A 16,005-nucleotide genomic window follows, 5' to 3' on the forward strand; every position below is an offset into this window, starting at 1 on the left:
AGGGTCAGTGAATCACGTGCAGCTCGTAGCGGGCGTCGGAGCGGTCTTCGGCGGCGTCGCGCGTGCAGAGGAACGCATCCCAGCCGAGCCGCGAGCCCGTGCCGAGCATGCTCGCGCCGACTTCGGTGCGCTTCAGCACGAGCCTCACCTCGTACTCGAGCGTGACGCCGGCGAGCAGCGTCAGCATCCGCTCGAGCGCGACGGCGTGCGCGCCGCCGGGCAGGAACGCCTCGTAATCGCGCTTGGACAGCGGGCCGACGACGATCCGCGCACGCATGTCGCGCTGCCACACGCGCTCGCCGACGAGCGCCGTCGCGCCGAGCACCGCGTTGACTTCGCCGAGCACGCTCAGTTGGTCGGGCGGCACGTCGTACCACTTGCCGACGAACTGGTCGATCTTCACCGGCACGCGGAAGTAATCGGACAGCGTGCGCTGCAGGTAAGCCGCCGACATCGGCCGGTGCCGCGCGGCCAGCGCGTAGCCGGCCACGGCTTCGTCGAGCACGCCGCCCGGGCCGGCGGCGAGACTGTCGCGCACTTCGTCGCTCGGCACGCCGGCGATCGCGAGCAGCAGCGGCAGGTAGCGCTCGTCGCGGTCGAGTTCGTAATGGAACGGCAGCCGGTATTTCTTCCACGCCGCATAGAACAGCGCGGTCGCGCGGTTCGAGAACACGTCGAAGAACGCGCGCGCCGCGTGGTCGCGCCTCAGGTGCTCACGCGCGACGATCTGCTCGGTGTAGTGCAGCGGCAGCGCGCCCTGCCCGCCGAGCAGCCCGAAGAACGCGGGCGTCAGCTCGACGCGGCCGAGCTCGCCGGCGGCCAGTGCGGTGTCGCGCTGCTCATCCGAGTTCAGCGGCGTGCCGTCGTCGTCGTACGAACGCGCGCCCTCGATCTCGCTCGGCGGGAAGCCGAGCGACAGCGTGTTGCGGAATGCGATGCGCTGCGCGACCACGTCGCCCTGCCGCCACGCGCCGGGCGCATCCGACGCCTGCCGCGCGAACAGCCCTTCGAGCACGCGCACCGCCTGGAAGAATTCGAAGCGATGCGGCTCGTCGAGCAGCGCGTCGACTACGCCAGGATCGATTCGCCGGTTCGGGGCTTGCATCGAATGATCTCCTCGCCGGTGCGCTTCGACACGACGACCAATTGAACGAAACTGTTGAGGTGGACGTACAGCCCGAAGAAGCTGTCGAGCACGCGCACGAACGACGCGAGGCTCGCGCCGACGAAGTGTTCCTCGTCGATCGTCAGCCGGATCTCGATGCCGCGCACGAACGTCGCGAACGGCTTGCCGGGCAGCCACTGCACGGCGCCGCGCTGCTCGATGCCGGCGAGGCCGTCGATCTGGCGCATCGACACGGCGGTGCGTCGCAGGTCGTACAGCGTCAGCATTTCCTTCAACGGCGCGAGGCCGTGCGCGACGAGCGACACGTGGTTGAGCGCGAGGTGCGACACGAGCCGCCAGTGCGCGGCGCGGCCGCGCTCGAAGCGCACGCTTTGCGTCGGGCGGCGCAGCAGCGAGATGCCGCTCGTCTGCGCGCCGCCTTCCTGGAACAGGTCGCCGCCTTCGAGGCCGAACGCCAGCATCGCCGGCAGGTCGCGGTTCGTGCAGGTGAGGTCGAGGCTCAGCGTGTCGGTCTGCGGCGACGTCGGCTCGAAGTCGATGTCGACGATCGAAATCTCGGTTTCGTAGCCGGGGCTTTTCTGCGCGACCCAGTCGTTGCGGCGCGCGAACCAGTAATGACCGATCCGCGCCGATTCGCCGTGATGCAGCGAATAGAACGGCCGGAACTCGATCACCGATTCCTCGTGCGCCTGCTGCCGGACGAGCTTCACCGAATCGATCGAATACACCTCGTACGCAAACGCACGCCGCGCCTCGGCGATCACCGGATACGACACCGCGCGGTGCGTGATGCGGATCGGCTCGCCGTGCTGGCGGAACAGGTTGACGATCGGCGTGCAGAACAGCCGGAAATGGCCCGCCGTCAGCAGCTCGAGCAGGCGCGCGACGTGCGAATCGCTGCGCACGTCCTGCAGTACCAGATGCAGCGTCGCGCGCTGGCAGCGGCCCGACGCGCGTGCGATCGCCGCGAGGTCGAAGTCGACGAAATCGAACTTGTCGGGGAACGCGAAGTATTCGGTGAGCAGCCGGTACGCGGGATGCGATTTCGCCGGATAGTCGATCAGCGCGTCGTCCTCGGCGAAGCCGGCCTGCGCGATCGGCAGCTTGCGCAGCGCGGTCCAGCGGCCGTTGCGTTCGGGCTCGACGTACGCGCCGAGCACGTTGACGAACAGGCAGTCGGTCAGCGCGGCGACGAACGACTGCTCGCCGTGTAGATGCGCACGCAGCGTCGACACCTTCAGCGCGCCGAGATCGAGCTGCGCGGCGAGCGATTCGAACGTGATCGAGATCACGCCCGTCGCGTTCGACGGCAGCACCGTCGCGCTCGGCGCGAGCGCGACCGGCGTATAGCGCGCCTCCGAGATGCGGATCGGCGCGAGCGTCACGTCGTAGGCGGTGCGGAACCGGCATTGCACGCCGCGGATCGGGCGGCTCTTCAGCTCGGTGCCGCGATCGACCACGACCGGTTCGGTCTGCTGGCCGGGCGAAGCCGGCGTGAACTGCGCGATCGAGCAGGACGGAAACGGCCGCAGGTAGTGCGGATACAGCACTTCCAGCAGCGCTTCGGTGAATTCGGGGTAGTCGTCGTCGAGCTTCTTGTTGATGCGCGCGCCGAGCAGCGCGAACGATTCGATCATCCGCTCGACGTGCGGATCCTCGCAATGCTCGCCGGACAGCGCGAGGCGCGCGGCGATCTTCGGATAGCGTTCGGCGAAATCTCGCGAATAGCGCCGCAAAAACGATAATTCGCGTTCGTAATACGGCAGCAACTCTTCCATCGACGACCCCGAACCTCAATGTTTCATGCCGGACCTGATCGACCACCGGGCGGTCCGGCCCGCTCGGCGGCTTGATTTACTGCATTCGTGCCGCGCGTGCGCGCGTGACCGAATATTGCAGCGTCGACGGTTGCAACATCGCGTCGAAACTCACCGGCTCCTCGGCCGGGTGCACGACGAGCAGTGCCTGGATCGCGAAGTAGAGCGCGTTGGTGGCCTGCTCGTTCAGCTCGAACGTCACCTGCACCTGCTGCAGGCGCGGCTCGTGGCGCGCGATGGCCTGCTGGATCGACTTGCAGATGAACGCGCGATCGTAGTGGCTCGCGAGGCTCAGCCCCGCGAAATCGTTCAGTCCGTAGGTCAGCACCGATTTCTGGCATTCCGGCAGTGCGGCCAGCTCGTCCTCGGTGTGCGCGATACGGGTGTTGAGGATCGCCTCGACGTCGCGGGCGACCGTATTCTTGAGCTCGTCCAGCGACAATTGCCGCATCGCCGCCGCTGCGGGCAGATGCGGTTCGTCGTCGAACAGCTTGTCGAGAAAACTGGGTTCGAATCGTTTCATGACGAAAACGGCAACGGGACGCGACGCGCCCCGTTGCCGCAACCGACCTTAGACCGCGTAGGTCTTGTCGTTCTTCGTCAGGCTCCAGGCGCCTTGCGTGTTGCCGCCCTGGTTGCCGCCGATCTTCTGCTGGGTTTGCTTCCACTGCACGGCTGCGTATTTCAGCGAGAACGTCTCGATCGGCAGACCTTCCTCGCGAACGCTCGGCGCGATGCTCGAGATGATCACGTACTTGAGCTTGACTTCCAGATACTGCACGCGCTTGCCTTCACCGTCCGCGCGCGAGAAATGGACCGTCACTTCGTCGAACGTGGTACCGCCCGAAGCGTGCTGATACAGCAGCGGGCTCGACGAATCGATTTCCTTCGTGAAGATCATGTCGCCGTGCTCGCAACGCGTCATCGTGTGACCGCCAGCGGTCGATGCGGTTGCCGAACGCGGCTGAACGATCGAGTGATCCCACGATTTCAGTTCGATCCAGCCCTGGTGGTCCTTGTCCGCGGACTCGCCCTTCACCGCGGGACTACCAAACTGCAAGTGCATATGTAACATGGCCCTTCGACTCCCCAAAGAGGTGGTTTTAACGTCCTACCCAGGCGGCCCGCCCGGGCGATTTACTCGCTTATGAATTTGCCGGTTTGGGCAGATCAGCGACAAGTCGCAGAGAAATCGAGAGTTCGTCGAGCTGAAAGTGCGGGCGCAGGAACGCGACCGAACGATACGAGCCCGGCTTGCCCGGAATCTCCGACACTTGTATGGATGCCTCGCGCAGCGGAAATTGCGCTTTCTGTTCCTGCGAGGCGTTGTCGTCGAGCAGGACGTATTGCGAAATCCACCGGTTGAGGAAAGTCTCCACGTTCTGCGCCGATGCGAAGCTGCCGATCTTGTCCCGCATCATTGCCTTCAGGTAGTGCGCGACGCGCGATACCGAGAAGATGTACTGAAGCTGGGCGGACAGGACGGCGTTCGCATTCGCGCTGTCGGTGCTGTATTTTTTCGGCTTCTGCACCGACTGCGCAGCGAAGAACGCGGCGTAATCCGAGTTCTTGCAATGGACGAGCGGGATGAAGCCGAGGTCGCTCAACTCCTTCTCGCGGCGATCGGTGATCGCGATTTCGGTCGGGCACTTCAACGCGACTTCACCGTCGTCGGTCTTGAACGTGTGGGTCGGCAGATCCTCGACGAGGCCGCCGCCTTCGACGCCGCGGATCGCCGCGCACCAGCCGAAGTCGTCGAACGCGGCCGTCAGGCGTGCCGCGAAGGCCCATGCCGCGTTGCACCACAGGTACTTGTCGTGATCGGTGCCGTCGACTTCCTCGACGAAGTTGAAGTTCTCCGCGGTCTGGCCGTCCTTCGGATTGAACGGCAGGCGGCCGAGGAAGCGCGGCAGCGTCAGGCCGACGTAGCGCGAGTCCTCGGCGTCGCGGAACGACTTCCACTTCGCGTATTCGACGGTATCGAACACCTTGCCGAGGTCGCGCGGCTTGCCGAGGTCGGAGAACGACTCGAGACCGAGCAGTTCCGGCGACGCCGACGCGATGAACGGCGCATGCGCGGCCGCCGCGACGTGCGACATCTGCTCGATGAAGTACATGTCTTCCGGCTGGCGCGAGATCTCGTAATCGCCGATCAGCGCACCGAACGGCGAGCCGCCGAACGTGCCGAATTCTTCTTCGTAAACCTTCTTGAACAGCGCGCTCTGGTCGAACTCGCTCGCGCCCTTGAAGTCGCGCACGAGATCGCGCTTCGGTGCGTGCAGCGCCTTGATCTTGATCGTCTGGCCCGTGTTGCTTTCCTTGACCAGATAGTCCATCCCGCGCCACGTGCTTTCGAGGCGCTGGAATTCCGGCGCGTGCATCACGGCGGAAAGCTGCGTGGAAATCAGGCGGTCGAGTTCCGCGACGCGCGCGTCGATCGTGGCCGACAGGTTGTCCGACACGATCACCGTGCCGTCGAGCACCTGGTGCACGAGTTCGCCGATCAGGTCCTTCGCACGCGCATGCTCGGAATCGGATTTCGCGACCTTGCTCTTCTCGACGATGTCGTCGAGCAACGAAGTCCCGGCGGCGTATTCCGCGCCGCTCGCTTGGGCCGCAGCCGTTTGCTGGTTCATCTCAACACTCCGTCGTCATTCGCCGTCTTTGTCGCCGCCGGTGCCCTTCGCGAGCGCCTGCAGCTGCTGCGTGTTCTTCAGCACCTCGGACAGCAGATCCTCGAGCTTGTCGTTGCCGGCGAGCTTGTTGCGCAGGTCGGCCAGCTTCGAGCGCGCCTCGAGCAGGCGGCGCAGCGGCTCGACCTGTTCGACGACTTGGTCCGGGCTGAAATCCGACAGCGAGCGGAACTTCAGGTCGACCGCGAACTTGCCGCCTTCCGGGCTCAGGCGGTTTTCCACCTGGAACGCGGCACGCGGCTCGATCGCCTTCATCACGTCGTCGAAATTGTCGCGGTCGATATTGACGAACTTGCGATCGCGCAGCTTCGGCTGCTCGATTTCGGACTGGCCCGCCAGATCGCCGACGACCCCGACGACGAACGGCAGCTCCTTCACCTCGATCGCATCGCCCTTCTCGACCTCGTAGGTCAGCTGGACGCGCGGCGGCCGTATTTTCTGCAAGCTTTTCTGAATGCTTTCTTTCTTGGCCATCTCGACGGCTCCCAGGTTAGTTGTGGTTATCGCGTCAGTTGCGGTTTCAGTTGCGCAGTGCGCCGAACGGATCCGCGCTGCCCTTTTGCGCCGTGGGCGGCGTCGGCGCGGTCGACGCCGCCGCCTCGGCGGCCGGTGCGGCGCCGCCCCTCGGACGATGGACGACCCGGCGCGGCGGGCGCGGTTTCGCGACCTTCGTTTCCGGCGGGAACAGCGCCGATTCGCCGAGCGTGTCGCGCAGTTGCTTCGCGAGCGCCTGCGCGTCGGACTTCGCATCGCCCGCGAGCGACGCGTCCTGGCGCAGCTCGCCGAGCGACTGCGTCGCGATCCGCAGGCCGGCGACGGCCAGCACGCTCTTCGCCTGACGATCGGTCGCGTCGCGCTGCAGCGCTTCCTGGGCGGCGACGATCGCCTGCCCGTAATGGTTTTGTGCGAACTGGATTTGCGCGATGCGCGACCACGGTTCCTCGCGCGTCGGATCCGACTTCGCGAGCTGCTGGTACAGGCCGAGCGCCTTGTCCTGGTCCCCCGCCTTCGCGACGGCGTCTGCATCGGCCAGCGACTTGTTGAACACTTCCGCAGTCGGCGGCGCGGGAGGCTGGCTCGCACAGCCGGCGATCACGCCGCAAGCCACCACTACCCCAGACAGTTTTGCGAACAGACGGTCTTTCATCGTTATATCCACCGGCGCGTGAGTTTTAAATCGTTGAGAATCTGGTTCTTTTGCTTTGCAAGAAGCGCGCGGGTATAGTACCGATCAATTTTTCATAATTCAATCGTCGTGTGAAGAGTAATTCCTTTTAAAACCGGGCGCTACCCCCTCGAATGGCCTCTCGCCGCGGGCTCGCGGCGGTTTTTCTTTCGGCCGGAATGCGCAAGTTTTACTGGCCGCACGACCCGCTGCCCGGATGGCGGAAAAAATTTCCGAACGCTTGCCTGGCGCGGGCGTGCTTAATAGTTGAACGGTGCAATGTCGGGGATACGCAGCGAACGCGGCAATATCCCGGCAGTTTTGACAGGGATAAAGGCGGCACGCCGGAAAAACGATGAGATCGTCCATGATTCGCTACGCGCTGCCGCTGGTTGCGTGCGCCCTTCTGGCCGGATGCGCGGCCGCCCCGCTGCTCGGCTCGGCCGCCAGCGCCGTGATGTCCGCGGCCGGCATCGGCAAGCCCGAGGTGCCTGACGCGCAGAAACCGCCGCGCAATATCGGCCTCACGCTGGCCGCCGCGCCGAACCTGAATGCCGCGACCGACCACAAGCCGCTCGCGCTCGTCGTCCGGCTCTATGCGCTGAAGGACCCGACCTCGTTCCAGCAAGCGCCGTTCGACGCATTTACCGATCCGACCAAGGAAAAAGCCGCACTCGGCGCCGATCTGCTGAATGTGCGCGAAATCACGCTGATTCCGGGCCAGCGCTATACGGCAACCGAGAAGGTGTCGCGTGAAGCGCAGGCATTCGGCATCGTCGCGCTGTTCCGCGATCCCGCAATACAACGATGGAAACTGACGTTCGATCCGGTGAAGTCGGAGAAATCCGGCATAATCGTCGGCCTGCATAATTGCGCGATGACGGTCACCGACGGTACGGTCATCGCTCCGCAGCAGGGTGCGCCGTCGCAACCGCTGAATATGCTTTCTTCGGTCTCCTGCGGTTAAACATGACGCACGAATGTCAATTAACAAGAGTTAACACTTGGCGATTTAATTCGGGCACGAACAAATCGATTACATCGCAACGCCACATTAACCGGATTTGACATGAGTTATTCGGCCAAGGTGCTGTGGGGGGAAGGGCTGTTCCTCCGGCCTCAACATTTTCAGCGGCAGGACGCGTACCACGAGGCGCGCCTGTTCGAGTCCATCCAGGCGATCCAGCCGTACAACTGGGGCGTGCGCTCGGTGCGCATCGACCGCGACGCGCTCGGCAGCAACGTGCTGCGGGTGGCCGAGCTCGCGCTCGTGTTCCCGGACGGCGCGCTGTATGCCGCGCCGCAGGCCGATGACCTGCCGCCGCCGATCGCGCTGGACACGTTGCCCGACGGCATCAACGAATTCGTGTTCTATCTCGCGCTGCATCCGCTGCGCGAGAACGGCACCAACTACAGCGACGATCCGGCCGCCGGCTTCATGACGCGGTTCGTCAGCGAGCAGACGAGCGTCGCCGACAACTTCACCGACGCCGCCGAAGCCGACATCACGTTCCTGAAGACCCAGGTCAAGCTGATCGCGCACAGCGAGCCGCGCGACCAGTTGCTGTCCGTGCCGCTCGTGCGCGTGCGCCGCACCGCGACGTCCGGTTTCGAGATCGACGACAACTTCGTGCCGCCATGCCTCGCGATCGAAGCGTCGCCGATCCTGCACCAGCGGCTGCGCCAACTGGTCGACGCGCTGCAGGCGAAGGTGAACGCGCTGTACGGCTTTCACCGCGAGCCGTCGAAGAACATCATCGAATTCCGCTCCGGCGACATCGCGTCGTTCTGGCTGCTGCACACTGCGAACGCCGCGTTCGCGACGCTCGCGCACCTGCACCAGCACGCGGCGCTGCATCCGGAGCGGCTGTTCCACGAACTGCTGCGCCTCGCAGGTCAATTGATGACGTTCTCGAAGGGCTATACGCTCGCCGACCTGCCCGTGTACCGCCACGACGATCCCGGGCCGAGCTTCGCGCGTCTCGACCTGATGCTGCGCGAATTGCTCGACACCGTGATCTCGACGCGCTATTTCGCGATCACGCTCGACGAGGTGCGCCCGTCGTTCCACCTCGGCCGCCTCGATTCCGGCAAGATCGACGACAAGACCGAGTTCTACCTCGCGGTGTCGGCGGACATGCCGAGCGTCGAGCTCGTCGATGCGGTGCCGGCCCGCTTCAAGGTCGGCGCGCCCGACGACGTCGACAAGCTCGTGCTGTCGGCCATGCCCGGCGTGCGGCTGTCGTACACGCCGCAAGTGCCGCCCGCGATTCCGGTGCGCCCCGGCGCGTGCTACTTCGCGCTCGATTCGCGCAGCCCGCTGTACGAGCGCATGCTGCAGGCCCAGTCCGCGATGATCTACGCGCCGACTGGCATCAATGACCTGAAATTCGAACTGATCGCGGTCACATCATGAGCTACGCGCCTTCCCTGTTCGGCGACAACGTGCCGCCGCCCCAGCATAGCCCGGCGTCGACGGACTCCGCGTTCCAGGCCCGCTCGCTGCTCGATTTGCTGTACGACGGGTTCTTCATGCTGTTCCTGCTCAAGAACGGGCGGGAACCGGACAGCGCCAGCGAGTTCAGCACGCGGATCCAGGAATTCCTGTCGGATTTCGAGCGCGGCGCGAAGAAGCTGAACATCGCCGCCGAGGACGTGTACGGCGTGAAGTTCGCGTTCTGCGCGGCCATCGACGAGATGGTGCTGTCGTCGCAGTTCAAGATCCGGACCGACTGGGAACGCCGGCCGCTGCAGCTCGTGCTGTTCGGCGAGCAACTCGCGGGCGAGAAGTTCTTTCAGTATCTCGAGGAAGGTCGTGCGCAGGGTGCGGCCCGACTGCAGTCGCTCGAGGTATTCCATATGTGCCTGCTGCTCGGGTTCCAGGGCAAGTATCTGCTCGAGGGGCCGGAAAAGCTCGCGTATCTGACCGCGCGGCTCGGCGACGAGATCGCACACATGAAGGGCAAGCGTGCGCCGTTCGCGCCGCATTGGCCGCTGCCCGATCAGATCGCGCATCGGCTGAAGCGCGAGGTGCCGGTGTGGGCGATCGGCGCGGTTTTTGCGCTCGTCGCGCTGCTCGCGTTCATCGGGCTCAACACGTATCTGAAGGACAAGACGCTGCAGACGCTCGCCCCCTATTCGCAGGTGATCAAGGTCGGGCCGGAGTCGGCTAATTTGACGATTTCGCTGCCGTAACAGGCGTGCGTTTTTCGAACGCCACTTCATGGAAAAAGGACCGCCTAGCGGTCCTTTTTCGCTTCTATCCGCTTTATCGGGACAACTGAAGAAGATCGACGGCGTACCGATGCGTCACGCCATCCAGACGTCTTCGTAGCCGGCATCGTCGATGATGAAGCGTGCGCCGGCCGGCAACCGCAGATAAGGCAGGACCCATGGCAGGCACGCCGACAGGTGCGCGGCATGCACGGGCTGATAGAAGTCGGCGGCGTCGCTGTATTCGCCGCAATGGAAGAACCAGCCGACGTTGTCCCCTTCGGACAGCGCGATGCGCGTGCCGTAGACGGGCATGCGCCCGAGCGTCGACAACGCGACGGCAACCATGTCTTCCGGTTCGACGGCATGCAGCCCGTAACGTGCGCAAACGGCATCCTGTTGCGCGCGTAGCACTGCCGGATCGTCGGCCATGTTCGTTTTCTTCCTGTCTTTCGGCGAGTCAGCCGGGTTGCCAGCACAACCGCGGGTCTGCGCCGCCGGTCGATACGAAATATGTAGCAGCCTGCGTCGCCGTTGCCCGATCGACGCACTGCCGCGCCGGACAGTTGCCTCGCTGGCCGCCTGCCACGAGTTCGATCGTGTCGCCTGCCGGCGCTTCGGGCACCGTTCGCATTCGCCTGCTCGTCGTCACAACAGGATGAATGCGTCGTTCTCGACGTAGAAGACGAACGCATCGAGCAATTGCGCGACGCTCGGTTCGTCGACCTGATCGTGTGCGTTGATCACGATGTCCTCGATCGTCGCGCTGTCCAGCGTGACTTTCCAGTCTGGTTGGGCCGCGATGGCAGGCGCAACGTCGGCTTGCACGTCATCGGCGTCTTCGAAAAACGCCCCCTCGGTGTCGAGCGTCCACGGCATCGGCGGCAGGTAAAGCCGCCCGGAGAAATCGCCGGGACGTTCGAGAATATGGTGCAGCGACACTGCGGTCGGTGAATCGAGCGACATGGGTATTGCGGTGGTATCCGGGTTGATTGCGTTGCATCGGCCGCGCGCGACCTGCGGCAGGCCGTGATTATGCCAATTCCTTGCGCGCCCGCCTTCCGGTGCACGTCAGTCGATACGCACCGTGACCGGTGTTCCCGCAAAAGCCGCCGCCCCCCTGCTTCACGTGTTCCAGTCCGTCTGTCGTGCGCACCACGATCGTGACCGGCGCCCGTCCTTGCGCCCATCGCGCATCCGGCGTCAGTTGGGATATTCGGCATTTCTCCACGCAACGAGACGGGCTCGGCATCGCCATAGCCGGCCACCCGCTCAATCCCTGTCGATCTGCTCCTGGCCCGGTGGTTTCGACACCCGCCGACGGACTGTGTTCGTCAGATTATTCCGCCCGCGCGAGCACGTCACCGGTTTTCCGTGAAATCGATTGCAATCAGGGCCACTTCGACTTCCGGTAAGGCTCGGTTGCGAGTAGTGTCTACGTGCCCGTATTCCGGCCCAGCCGGGCCCGACCGGCGCCCTGCACTCATTTACACAACGCTGCACACTGGAGATCTGCGATGAAACGTTCGAAGTTCCTGTTGTCGGGCCTGCTGCTCGCGTCCGCCCTCGGCTTCACGGCAGCCGCCGCGCACGCGGACGACCTGCTCGATTCCGTGAAGAAAGCCGGCGTGCTGCGCGTCGGCCTCGAGGGCACGTATCCGCCGTTCAATTCGCGCGGCACGTCCGGCCAGCTCGAGGGCTTCGACGTCGACGTCGCGAACGCGGTCGCCGGCAAGCTCGGCGTGAAGACGCAGTTCATTCCGACCGAATGGAGCGGCATCATCGCCGGCCTGCAGGCCGGCAAGTTCGACGTGATCGTCAACCAGGTCACGATCACGCCGCAGCGCAAGGAAGCGCTCGACTTCAGCGAACCGTACACGTACTCGGCCGCGCAGTTGATCCAGCGCAAGGACGACACGCGCAACTTCAAGTCGCTCGACGATTTCAAGGGCAAGAAACTCGGCGTGACGCTCGGCACCAACTACGACCAGATGGCGCGCACCGTGCCGGGCATCGAGGTGCAGACGTATCCGGGCGCGCCGGAGAAGTTGCGCGATCTCGCCGCGGGCCGCATCGAGGCGACGCTCGACGACCGCCTGATGCTGCCGTACATGATCAAGACGTCGAACCTGCCGCTGCGCGCGGGGGCGGTGCTGAACGGCGGCAAGCAGGAAATGGCGATCCCGTTCCGCAAGGGCAACCCGAAGTTCGAGAAGGCGATCAACGACGCGCTCGAGTCGCTGCGCAAGGACGGCACGCTGAAGAAGATCTCGACGCACTGGTTCGGCAGCGACGTGACGGTGCCGGTCGCGCAGTAAACGATCCAGCGATCCAGCGCTTCAACGCGTCACGCCGGTCATGTCGATGAAGGCGTGACGCGTCCCCTCAAGCCGCTTCGTCGAAGCGCGCGAGCAGCATCTGGCCGATCGGCGTCAGCGCCGGACGCACGGCCACCGCATTCACGCGCACCTGCGTAGGGTCCACTAACCGCTTCTCGACCAGCACGGCGAAAGCGGGATTCGATTGATCGACGCTGTCCGGCGCACGTGCAATGCGCAGCAGCATCGAGAATTCATGCGGGCTCAGCATGGTTCACGTCTCCTGATCGTCCGCGATCCGGTCCGAACCGGCGTCGATCGTATTTTCGAAGGAAAGGGTGCGATGCATGATCGCTGCGGCGCCGGGAGCGAGATCCCGGTGGTCTGCCTGCGACGCGGGCACGTCGTCGCGAGCAGGTTGCGCGCGCCCCGGAGCCGGCGATGCCGCCGCGGCACGGGGGCTTCCCACCTTATGGACATATCATGACGCGGACGTGACAGTGAAATGGGGAAGTAGCGGATTGAAAGCAGGGCCGCGCCTGGCCGGCCACAGCGGGCTGGGTATGGCGACGCGCTACGTCCGCGGCGCTCATCCCGTAAGACGATCACGCTGATCGCCGTGCTGCCCCTGCCGGCGCCGCGCCACAGCCCGCGCGCGGTGTTGTAGTGCGTCGAGCGAACGCAACAGCGCGTGCTTCAGCAGGCCGGCGGCCGGTTTCTCAACGATCACATGCACCAACAGCGCTGTGCCTATCGCCGCAGCGACGACACCCCAAAACAGCACGCGCTGGTCAACGACCGGGCCGGCTTGATTGAACACCATGTAACCAACGTTCTGGTGAATCAAGTACAACGGGTAGCCCCCGGAACGGTCCATTGAGAAGATCTCCGCTCCGGCTAGCGATAGCATTCAGCCAGCGCGCTTCAATCTCATACGCTTCGCATGCTTCACAACGAGCTTGCTCGCCTCGGTACAGTAGCGCCATTGCATTGCGAGTAAATCGGTGGCCCTTCTCGCATTCGAATTCATACCGCTCGTTGTAGCCGGCCCAGGTGCCAGAGAGACAACGCCAGTTCAGCGCCGTAACAGTGGCGTGCAATCGCTCAAACGCTACCGCTCCCGCTTCGTCGAATCGACATGCCGTACACCATGCCCCATCCAAGATCGAACCGGCAAAGCTTTGCCACTCATGGCCTGCTGCACAACGAAACCGGTATCGTGACATCAGGCCCGTATAGCTTTCACTCAAACAAGCCCCACCCCGTAACGCCGCTGCCGCCTGCAGGCGTGCAAGTCCGTCATGGTCCAATCGGCGCGCAGAATTGGCTTCCGCCACGCAACGCCGACACCAGTGGCCGGCAACGATATGCTGTCCCAGCGCCTCCCACTCATGCTCCTTCGCACAGCGGAGGCGGTATCGCCTCGCTACGGTCGTGAATTCGCTCCCTACAAGCTCTCCTCCGCGCTCCCTGACAATTTCCATCCATCGGTCACGCAGCGCTTCCCGCTTGCATTCGGGACATGCGGTCACATTTTTGTACAGGATAGACGTCGCAAGCCGCTCGAATTCATGCCCATTCGAACACCGGAAAAGGTAGTTCGCCTGTGCTCCAGCCCATGCCGTCGTCAGAAGCGTGAGCCCTCCCGCCTCCGCAAGCTCTACTGTATGTTTAAACGCCTCTTCAGCTGTACGCGCCATATCCTAAACAACCGCATTGTTTCATCACGAACACCGGACATCCCACCCAATCGGAACAACTTGCTCCGAAGCCATCTAGAAGACGAGTCCCGAGCTAGAATGCAGTCATGGAAAATCAGCTGAAACCGCACCACGGAGAGATCCCAATCCGTCAAATCCGCGCGATGTACGACGACCACACAATCCGAGTCTACCAAGCGTACTCAGACGCGATCGCCGATTCTGCTCTGACGAATGGAACATTCGTTTCACCACCGTTCAAGATGGAACGAATGACCTGGATTAAGCCATCGTTCATGTGGATGATGTACCGTTCAGGTTGGGGACTGAAAGATTCCGGACAAAGACGCATTCTCGCCATCGACATATCGCGCCAAGGCTTTGAGTGGGCATTGGCTCATAGCTGTCCGAGTCACCCTGAGGAAGCAATGAATCGAGAGGAATGGTTGCGCATCAAGGAGAGCGCTCCCGTACGCGTTCAATGGGACCCAGAGCGCGATCTATCGCTACAACCGCTCACACACCGTGCGATCCAGATTGGCCTCAGCAAGCAAGCCGTCGACCTGTATGTGCATGAGTGGATACAGCGCATCACCGACGTAACTCCGCTGTCACATAGCGTGCACGCTCGTGTCCTCCAAGGCGACCTTGCGTCGGCTCGCGCGTTGCTGCCAAAAGAAACCGTCTACGAAGCCCTCGCCTAATTCAGTTTGAACGATCGCTTGCGACATCGCCCGACTGCGGCGCTCGGCCGCGCTCGTTTAGTTCATGCAGTAGATCGCGGCCGTCAACGATCCAAAACTTATCGGCTACCGGGAACACTTCATCGGGCAAGGTATTCGCAAAATCGACAAACTCCCCGGTCCATCCATCGGGGACATAGCGCTCCAATCGTGGACCATTGTGATAAAAACCGAAGAATCTCTTGCCATCAAAATCAATGAATGCAATGGGGAATAAAAAATCGACGTCCCACCAGGATTTCGCGCTCGAGAATCGCTCCAACAGAGCACCCCTCAAAAAATCAATATTTAAGGGATGAGTTATCGGCTCCGCCAAGAATTCTTCGGCTGCATCCTGATCGACAACTACAATACCAGCTCTCTCCCTTGCCGTTGCGCTCTCATCAGGCACTTCATAGCCTGCAGCTACAAACTCGTCCCGCCATTTTTTCCAATCGAGTACTAGATTATCGTGGCCCGACAAGAACCAATGTGCAGTCCCGTTGCGGCGTGCCACAGCGACGGCATATTGCCGCTCAAGCGACTCAGGGGGAACCAGCCCTAAGGTTTCTTCGAGATTTGACATTGCTTTCTGCCCCCGTCCGCGAAATTTCGGCTCGGCGCTACCGAGGTTTCCGACTTCCCCTACGGACCCAGTACGCACTAGCGGTTGAAATAGGCGACGCAATAAGCTCATTACTCGACCTCTACCACCATTTCCAACGCGATCTTCGATTGATTGAGGCTGCCATCCGGGGCCGGCTGCTGCTTCAATTCGTCGAGGGCATAGACGATACCAACTCGACGCCCAGGTTGGAAAAGCTCCACGTCAATCTTGTTGTTGACGTAGATCCCCGACGTACATAGCGCCCCGTCATCCAACTGAATTTCGATTGTATTGTTTGGCACATTCTCGTCTTGTCCAGCAACGAACGCTCGACGGATAACATCAATTTGATAAAGAAGTGGCATTCTGCCTTCTTGAATACTGGCCCACCATTCCGTTGATCCAAATAGACCATACGTACCACGAAGCCCCATTCGAGGCTTCGCAGCATTTAGCTTCAACGCTTGTGCGAGCTGAACCTGCATAGGGTCTTCTCGCAATCTATCTTCGAGCCGAAAGACACATTTCATAGGAACGCCGAAGTCTTCAAATCGCAACAGCATGATAAGACCTCACAAGCACAACCACTTAAACCAAACCGCGCTTCGATTACAGGCATACGGACCTTGACCAAGTCGAGTCGT

The 16,005-nt window shown here is 62.8% G+C and carries 19 protein-coding genes; 5 read left to right on the forward strand and 14 right to left on the reverse strand.

The genetic code is table 11. The annotated features are described in order from the left end of the window. Nucleotides 1-4: 4 nt before the first annotated feature. The 7 genes from tssG to WT24_RS04180 all read right to left on the reverse strand — a co-directional run bounded on the left by tssG (nt 5) and on the right by WT24_RS04180 (nt 6,783). Nucleotides 5-1,105, reverse strand: coding sequence for a type VI secretion system baseplate subunit TssG (tssG, locus tag WT24_RS04150; protein WP_060031448.1), 1,101 nt, complete (start codon nt 1,103-1,105; stop codon nt 5-7). Continuing rightward, nucleotides 1,069-2,904 carry a type VI secretion system baseplate subunit TssF gene (gene tssF / locus WT24_RS04155; protein WP_060031451.1) on the reverse strand — a complete coding sequence of 612 codons (1,836 nt, stop codon included), beginning with the start codon at nt 2,902-2,904 and terminating at the stop codon, nt 1,069-1,071. Before tssF ends, tssG begins: the two co-directional genes overlap by 37 nt. A gap of 76 nt (nt 2,905-2,980) precedes the next feature. Next, nucleotides 2,981-3,466, reverse strand: a complete 486-nt coding sequence (gene tssE / locus WT24_RS04160; RefSeq protein ID WP_059499709.1) for a type VI secretion system baseplate subunit TssE — start codon at nt 3,464-3,466, stop codon at nt 2,981-2,983. Nucleotides 3,467-3,514: 48 nt separating this feature from the next. Next, nucleotides 3,515-4,018, reverse strand: coding sequence for a type VI secretion system tube protein Hcp (locus WT24_RS04165; RefSeq protein ID WP_059449787.1), 504 nt, complete (start codon nt 4,016-4,018; stop codon nt 3,515-3,517). A gap of 70 nt (nt 4,019-4,088) precedes the next feature. Continuing rightward, complete coding sequence (gene tssC / locus WT24_RS04170; protein WP_059499710.1) at nt 4,089-5,579, reverse strand: type VI secretion system contractile sheath large subunit; 1,491 nt, start codon at nt 5,577-5,579, stop codon at nt 4,089-4,091. Between the two features lie 15 nt (nt 5,580-5,594). After that, entirely contained in the window at nt 5,595-6,110 is a 516-nt protein-coding gene (gene tssB / locus WT24_RS04175; RefSeq protein ID WP_059499711.1) for a type VI secretion system contractile sheath small subunit, read from the reverse strand. A gap of 46 nt (nt 6,111-6,156) precedes the next feature. After that, nucleotides 6,157-6,783, reverse strand: coding sequence for a M48 family metallopeptidase (locus tag WT24_RS04180; RefSeq protein WP_059795180.1), 627 nt, complete (start codon nt 6,781-6,783; stop codon nt 6,157-6,159). A 373-nt stretch (nt 6,784-7,156) separates the two neighbouring features. Between WT24_RS04180 and tssJ the strand changes: the two genes are divergently transcribed. From tssJ to icmH, 3 genes are all read left to right on the forward strand, one after another. Continuing rightward, the gene (tssJ, locus tag WT24_RS04185; RefSeq protein ID WP_034209794.1) at nt 7,157-7,768 is read left to right on the forward strand and encodes a type VI secretion system lipoprotein TssJ; all 612 of its coding nucleotides are present in this window, start codon (nt 7,157-7,159) and stop codon (nt 7,766-7,768) included. Nucleotides 7,769-7,870: 102 nt separating this feature from the next. Then, on the forward strand, nt 7,871-9,217 hold the full coding sequence (gene tssK / locus WT24_RS04190) for a type VI secretion system baseplate subunit TssK (protein ID WP_059499713.1): 1,347 nt from the start codon (nt 7,871-7,873) through the stop codon (nt 9,215-9,217). Further along, nucleotides 9,214-9,996, forward strand: a complete 783-nt coding sequence (icmH, locus tag WT24_RS04195) for a type IVB secretion system protein IcmH/DotU (RefSeq protein WP_060031454.1) — start codon at nt 9,214-9,216, stop codon at nt 9,994-9,996. The genes tssK and icmH overlap by 4 nt, the downstream gene beginning before the upstream one ends. 114 nt (nt 9,997-10,110) lie before the next feature. Here the strand turns inward: icmH and WT24_RS04200 are convergent, their stop codons facing one another. From WT24_RS04200 to WT24_RS04205, 3 genes are read right to left on the reverse strand one after another with little or no spacing between them, the layout of a single operon-like run. Next, the gene (locus WT24_RS04200; RefSeq protein WP_059499714.1) at nt 10,111-10,446 is read right to left on the reverse strand and encodes a hypothetical protein; all 336 of its coding nucleotides are present in this window, start codon (nt 10,444-10,446) and stop codon (nt 10,111-10,113) included. Between the two features lie 28 nt (nt 10,447-10,474). Next, a complete protein-coding gene (locus tag WT24_RS35725) occupies nt 10,475-10,648 on the reverse strand; it encodes an Imm1 family immunity protein (RefSeq protein WP_082742088.1) in 174 nt (57 codons plus the stop codon). A gap of 14 nt (nt 10,649-10,662) precedes the next feature. Next, entirely contained in the window at nt 10,663-10,980 is a 318-nt protein-coding gene (locus WT24_RS04205; RefSeq protein WP_059499715.1) for a hypothetical protein, read from the reverse strand. A 551-nt stretch (nt 10,981-11,531) separates the two neighbouring features. Between WT24_RS04205 and WT24_RS04210 the strand changes: the two genes are divergently transcribed. Next, the gene (locus WT24_RS04210; RefSeq protein WP_060031456.1) at nt 11,532-12,332 is read left to right on the forward strand and encodes a transporter substrate-binding domain-containing protein; all 801 of its coding nucleotides are present in this window, start codon (nt 11,532-11,534) and stop codon (nt 12,330-12,332) included. Nucleotides 12,333-12,399: 67 nt separating this feature from the next. On the opposite strand, the gene WT24_RS04215 is transcribed toward WT24_RS04210, so the two are convergent. Further along, entirely contained in the window at nt 12,400-12,603 is a 204-nt protein-coding gene (locus WT24_RS04215; protein WP_027783368.1) for a hypothetical protein, read from the reverse strand. A gap of 318 nt (nt 12,604-12,921) precedes the next feature. After that, nucleotides 12,922-13,209 (reverse strand): hypothetical protein, encoded by a 288-nt coding sequence (locus tag WT24_RS04220; RefSeq protein WP_156441745.1) that lies wholly within the window; start codon nt 13,207-13,209, stop codon nt 12,922-12,924. Between the two features lie 930 nt (nt 13,210-14,139). Here WT24_RS04220 and WT24_RS04225 point away from each other — a divergent pair. Next, nucleotides 14,140-14,736, forward strand: coding sequence for a DUF4291 domain-containing protein (locus WT24_RS04225; RefSeq protein WP_060031461.1), 597 nt, complete (start codon nt 14,140-14,142; stop codon nt 14,734-14,736). Nucleotide 14,737: 1 nt separating this feature from the next. Here WT24_RS04225 and WT24_RS32105 read toward each other — a convergent pair whose 3' ends face one another. Together WT24_RS32105 and WT24_RS04230 are read right to left on the reverse strand one after the other, a co-directional pair. Then, a complete protein-coding gene (locus tag WT24_RS32105; RefSeq protein ID WP_082742089.1) occupies nt 14,738-15,340 on the reverse strand; it encodes a hypothetical protein in 603 nt (200 codons plus the stop codon). 110 nt (nt 15,341-15,450) lie between these two features. Further along, nucleotides 15,451-15,846, reverse strand: a complete 396-nt coding sequence (locus WT24_RS04230; RefSeq protein ID WP_257127427.1) for a hypothetical protein — start codon at nt 15,844-15,846, stop codon at nt 15,451-15,453. Between the last annotated feature and the right edge of the window lie 159 nt (nt 15,847-16,005).

Origin of the sequence: Burkholderia sp. MSMB1078WGS, from assembly GCF_001528895.1 — a bacterium.
Lineage (GTDB): Bacteria > Pseudomonadota > Gammaproteobacteria > Burkholderiales > Burkholderiaceae > Burkholderia.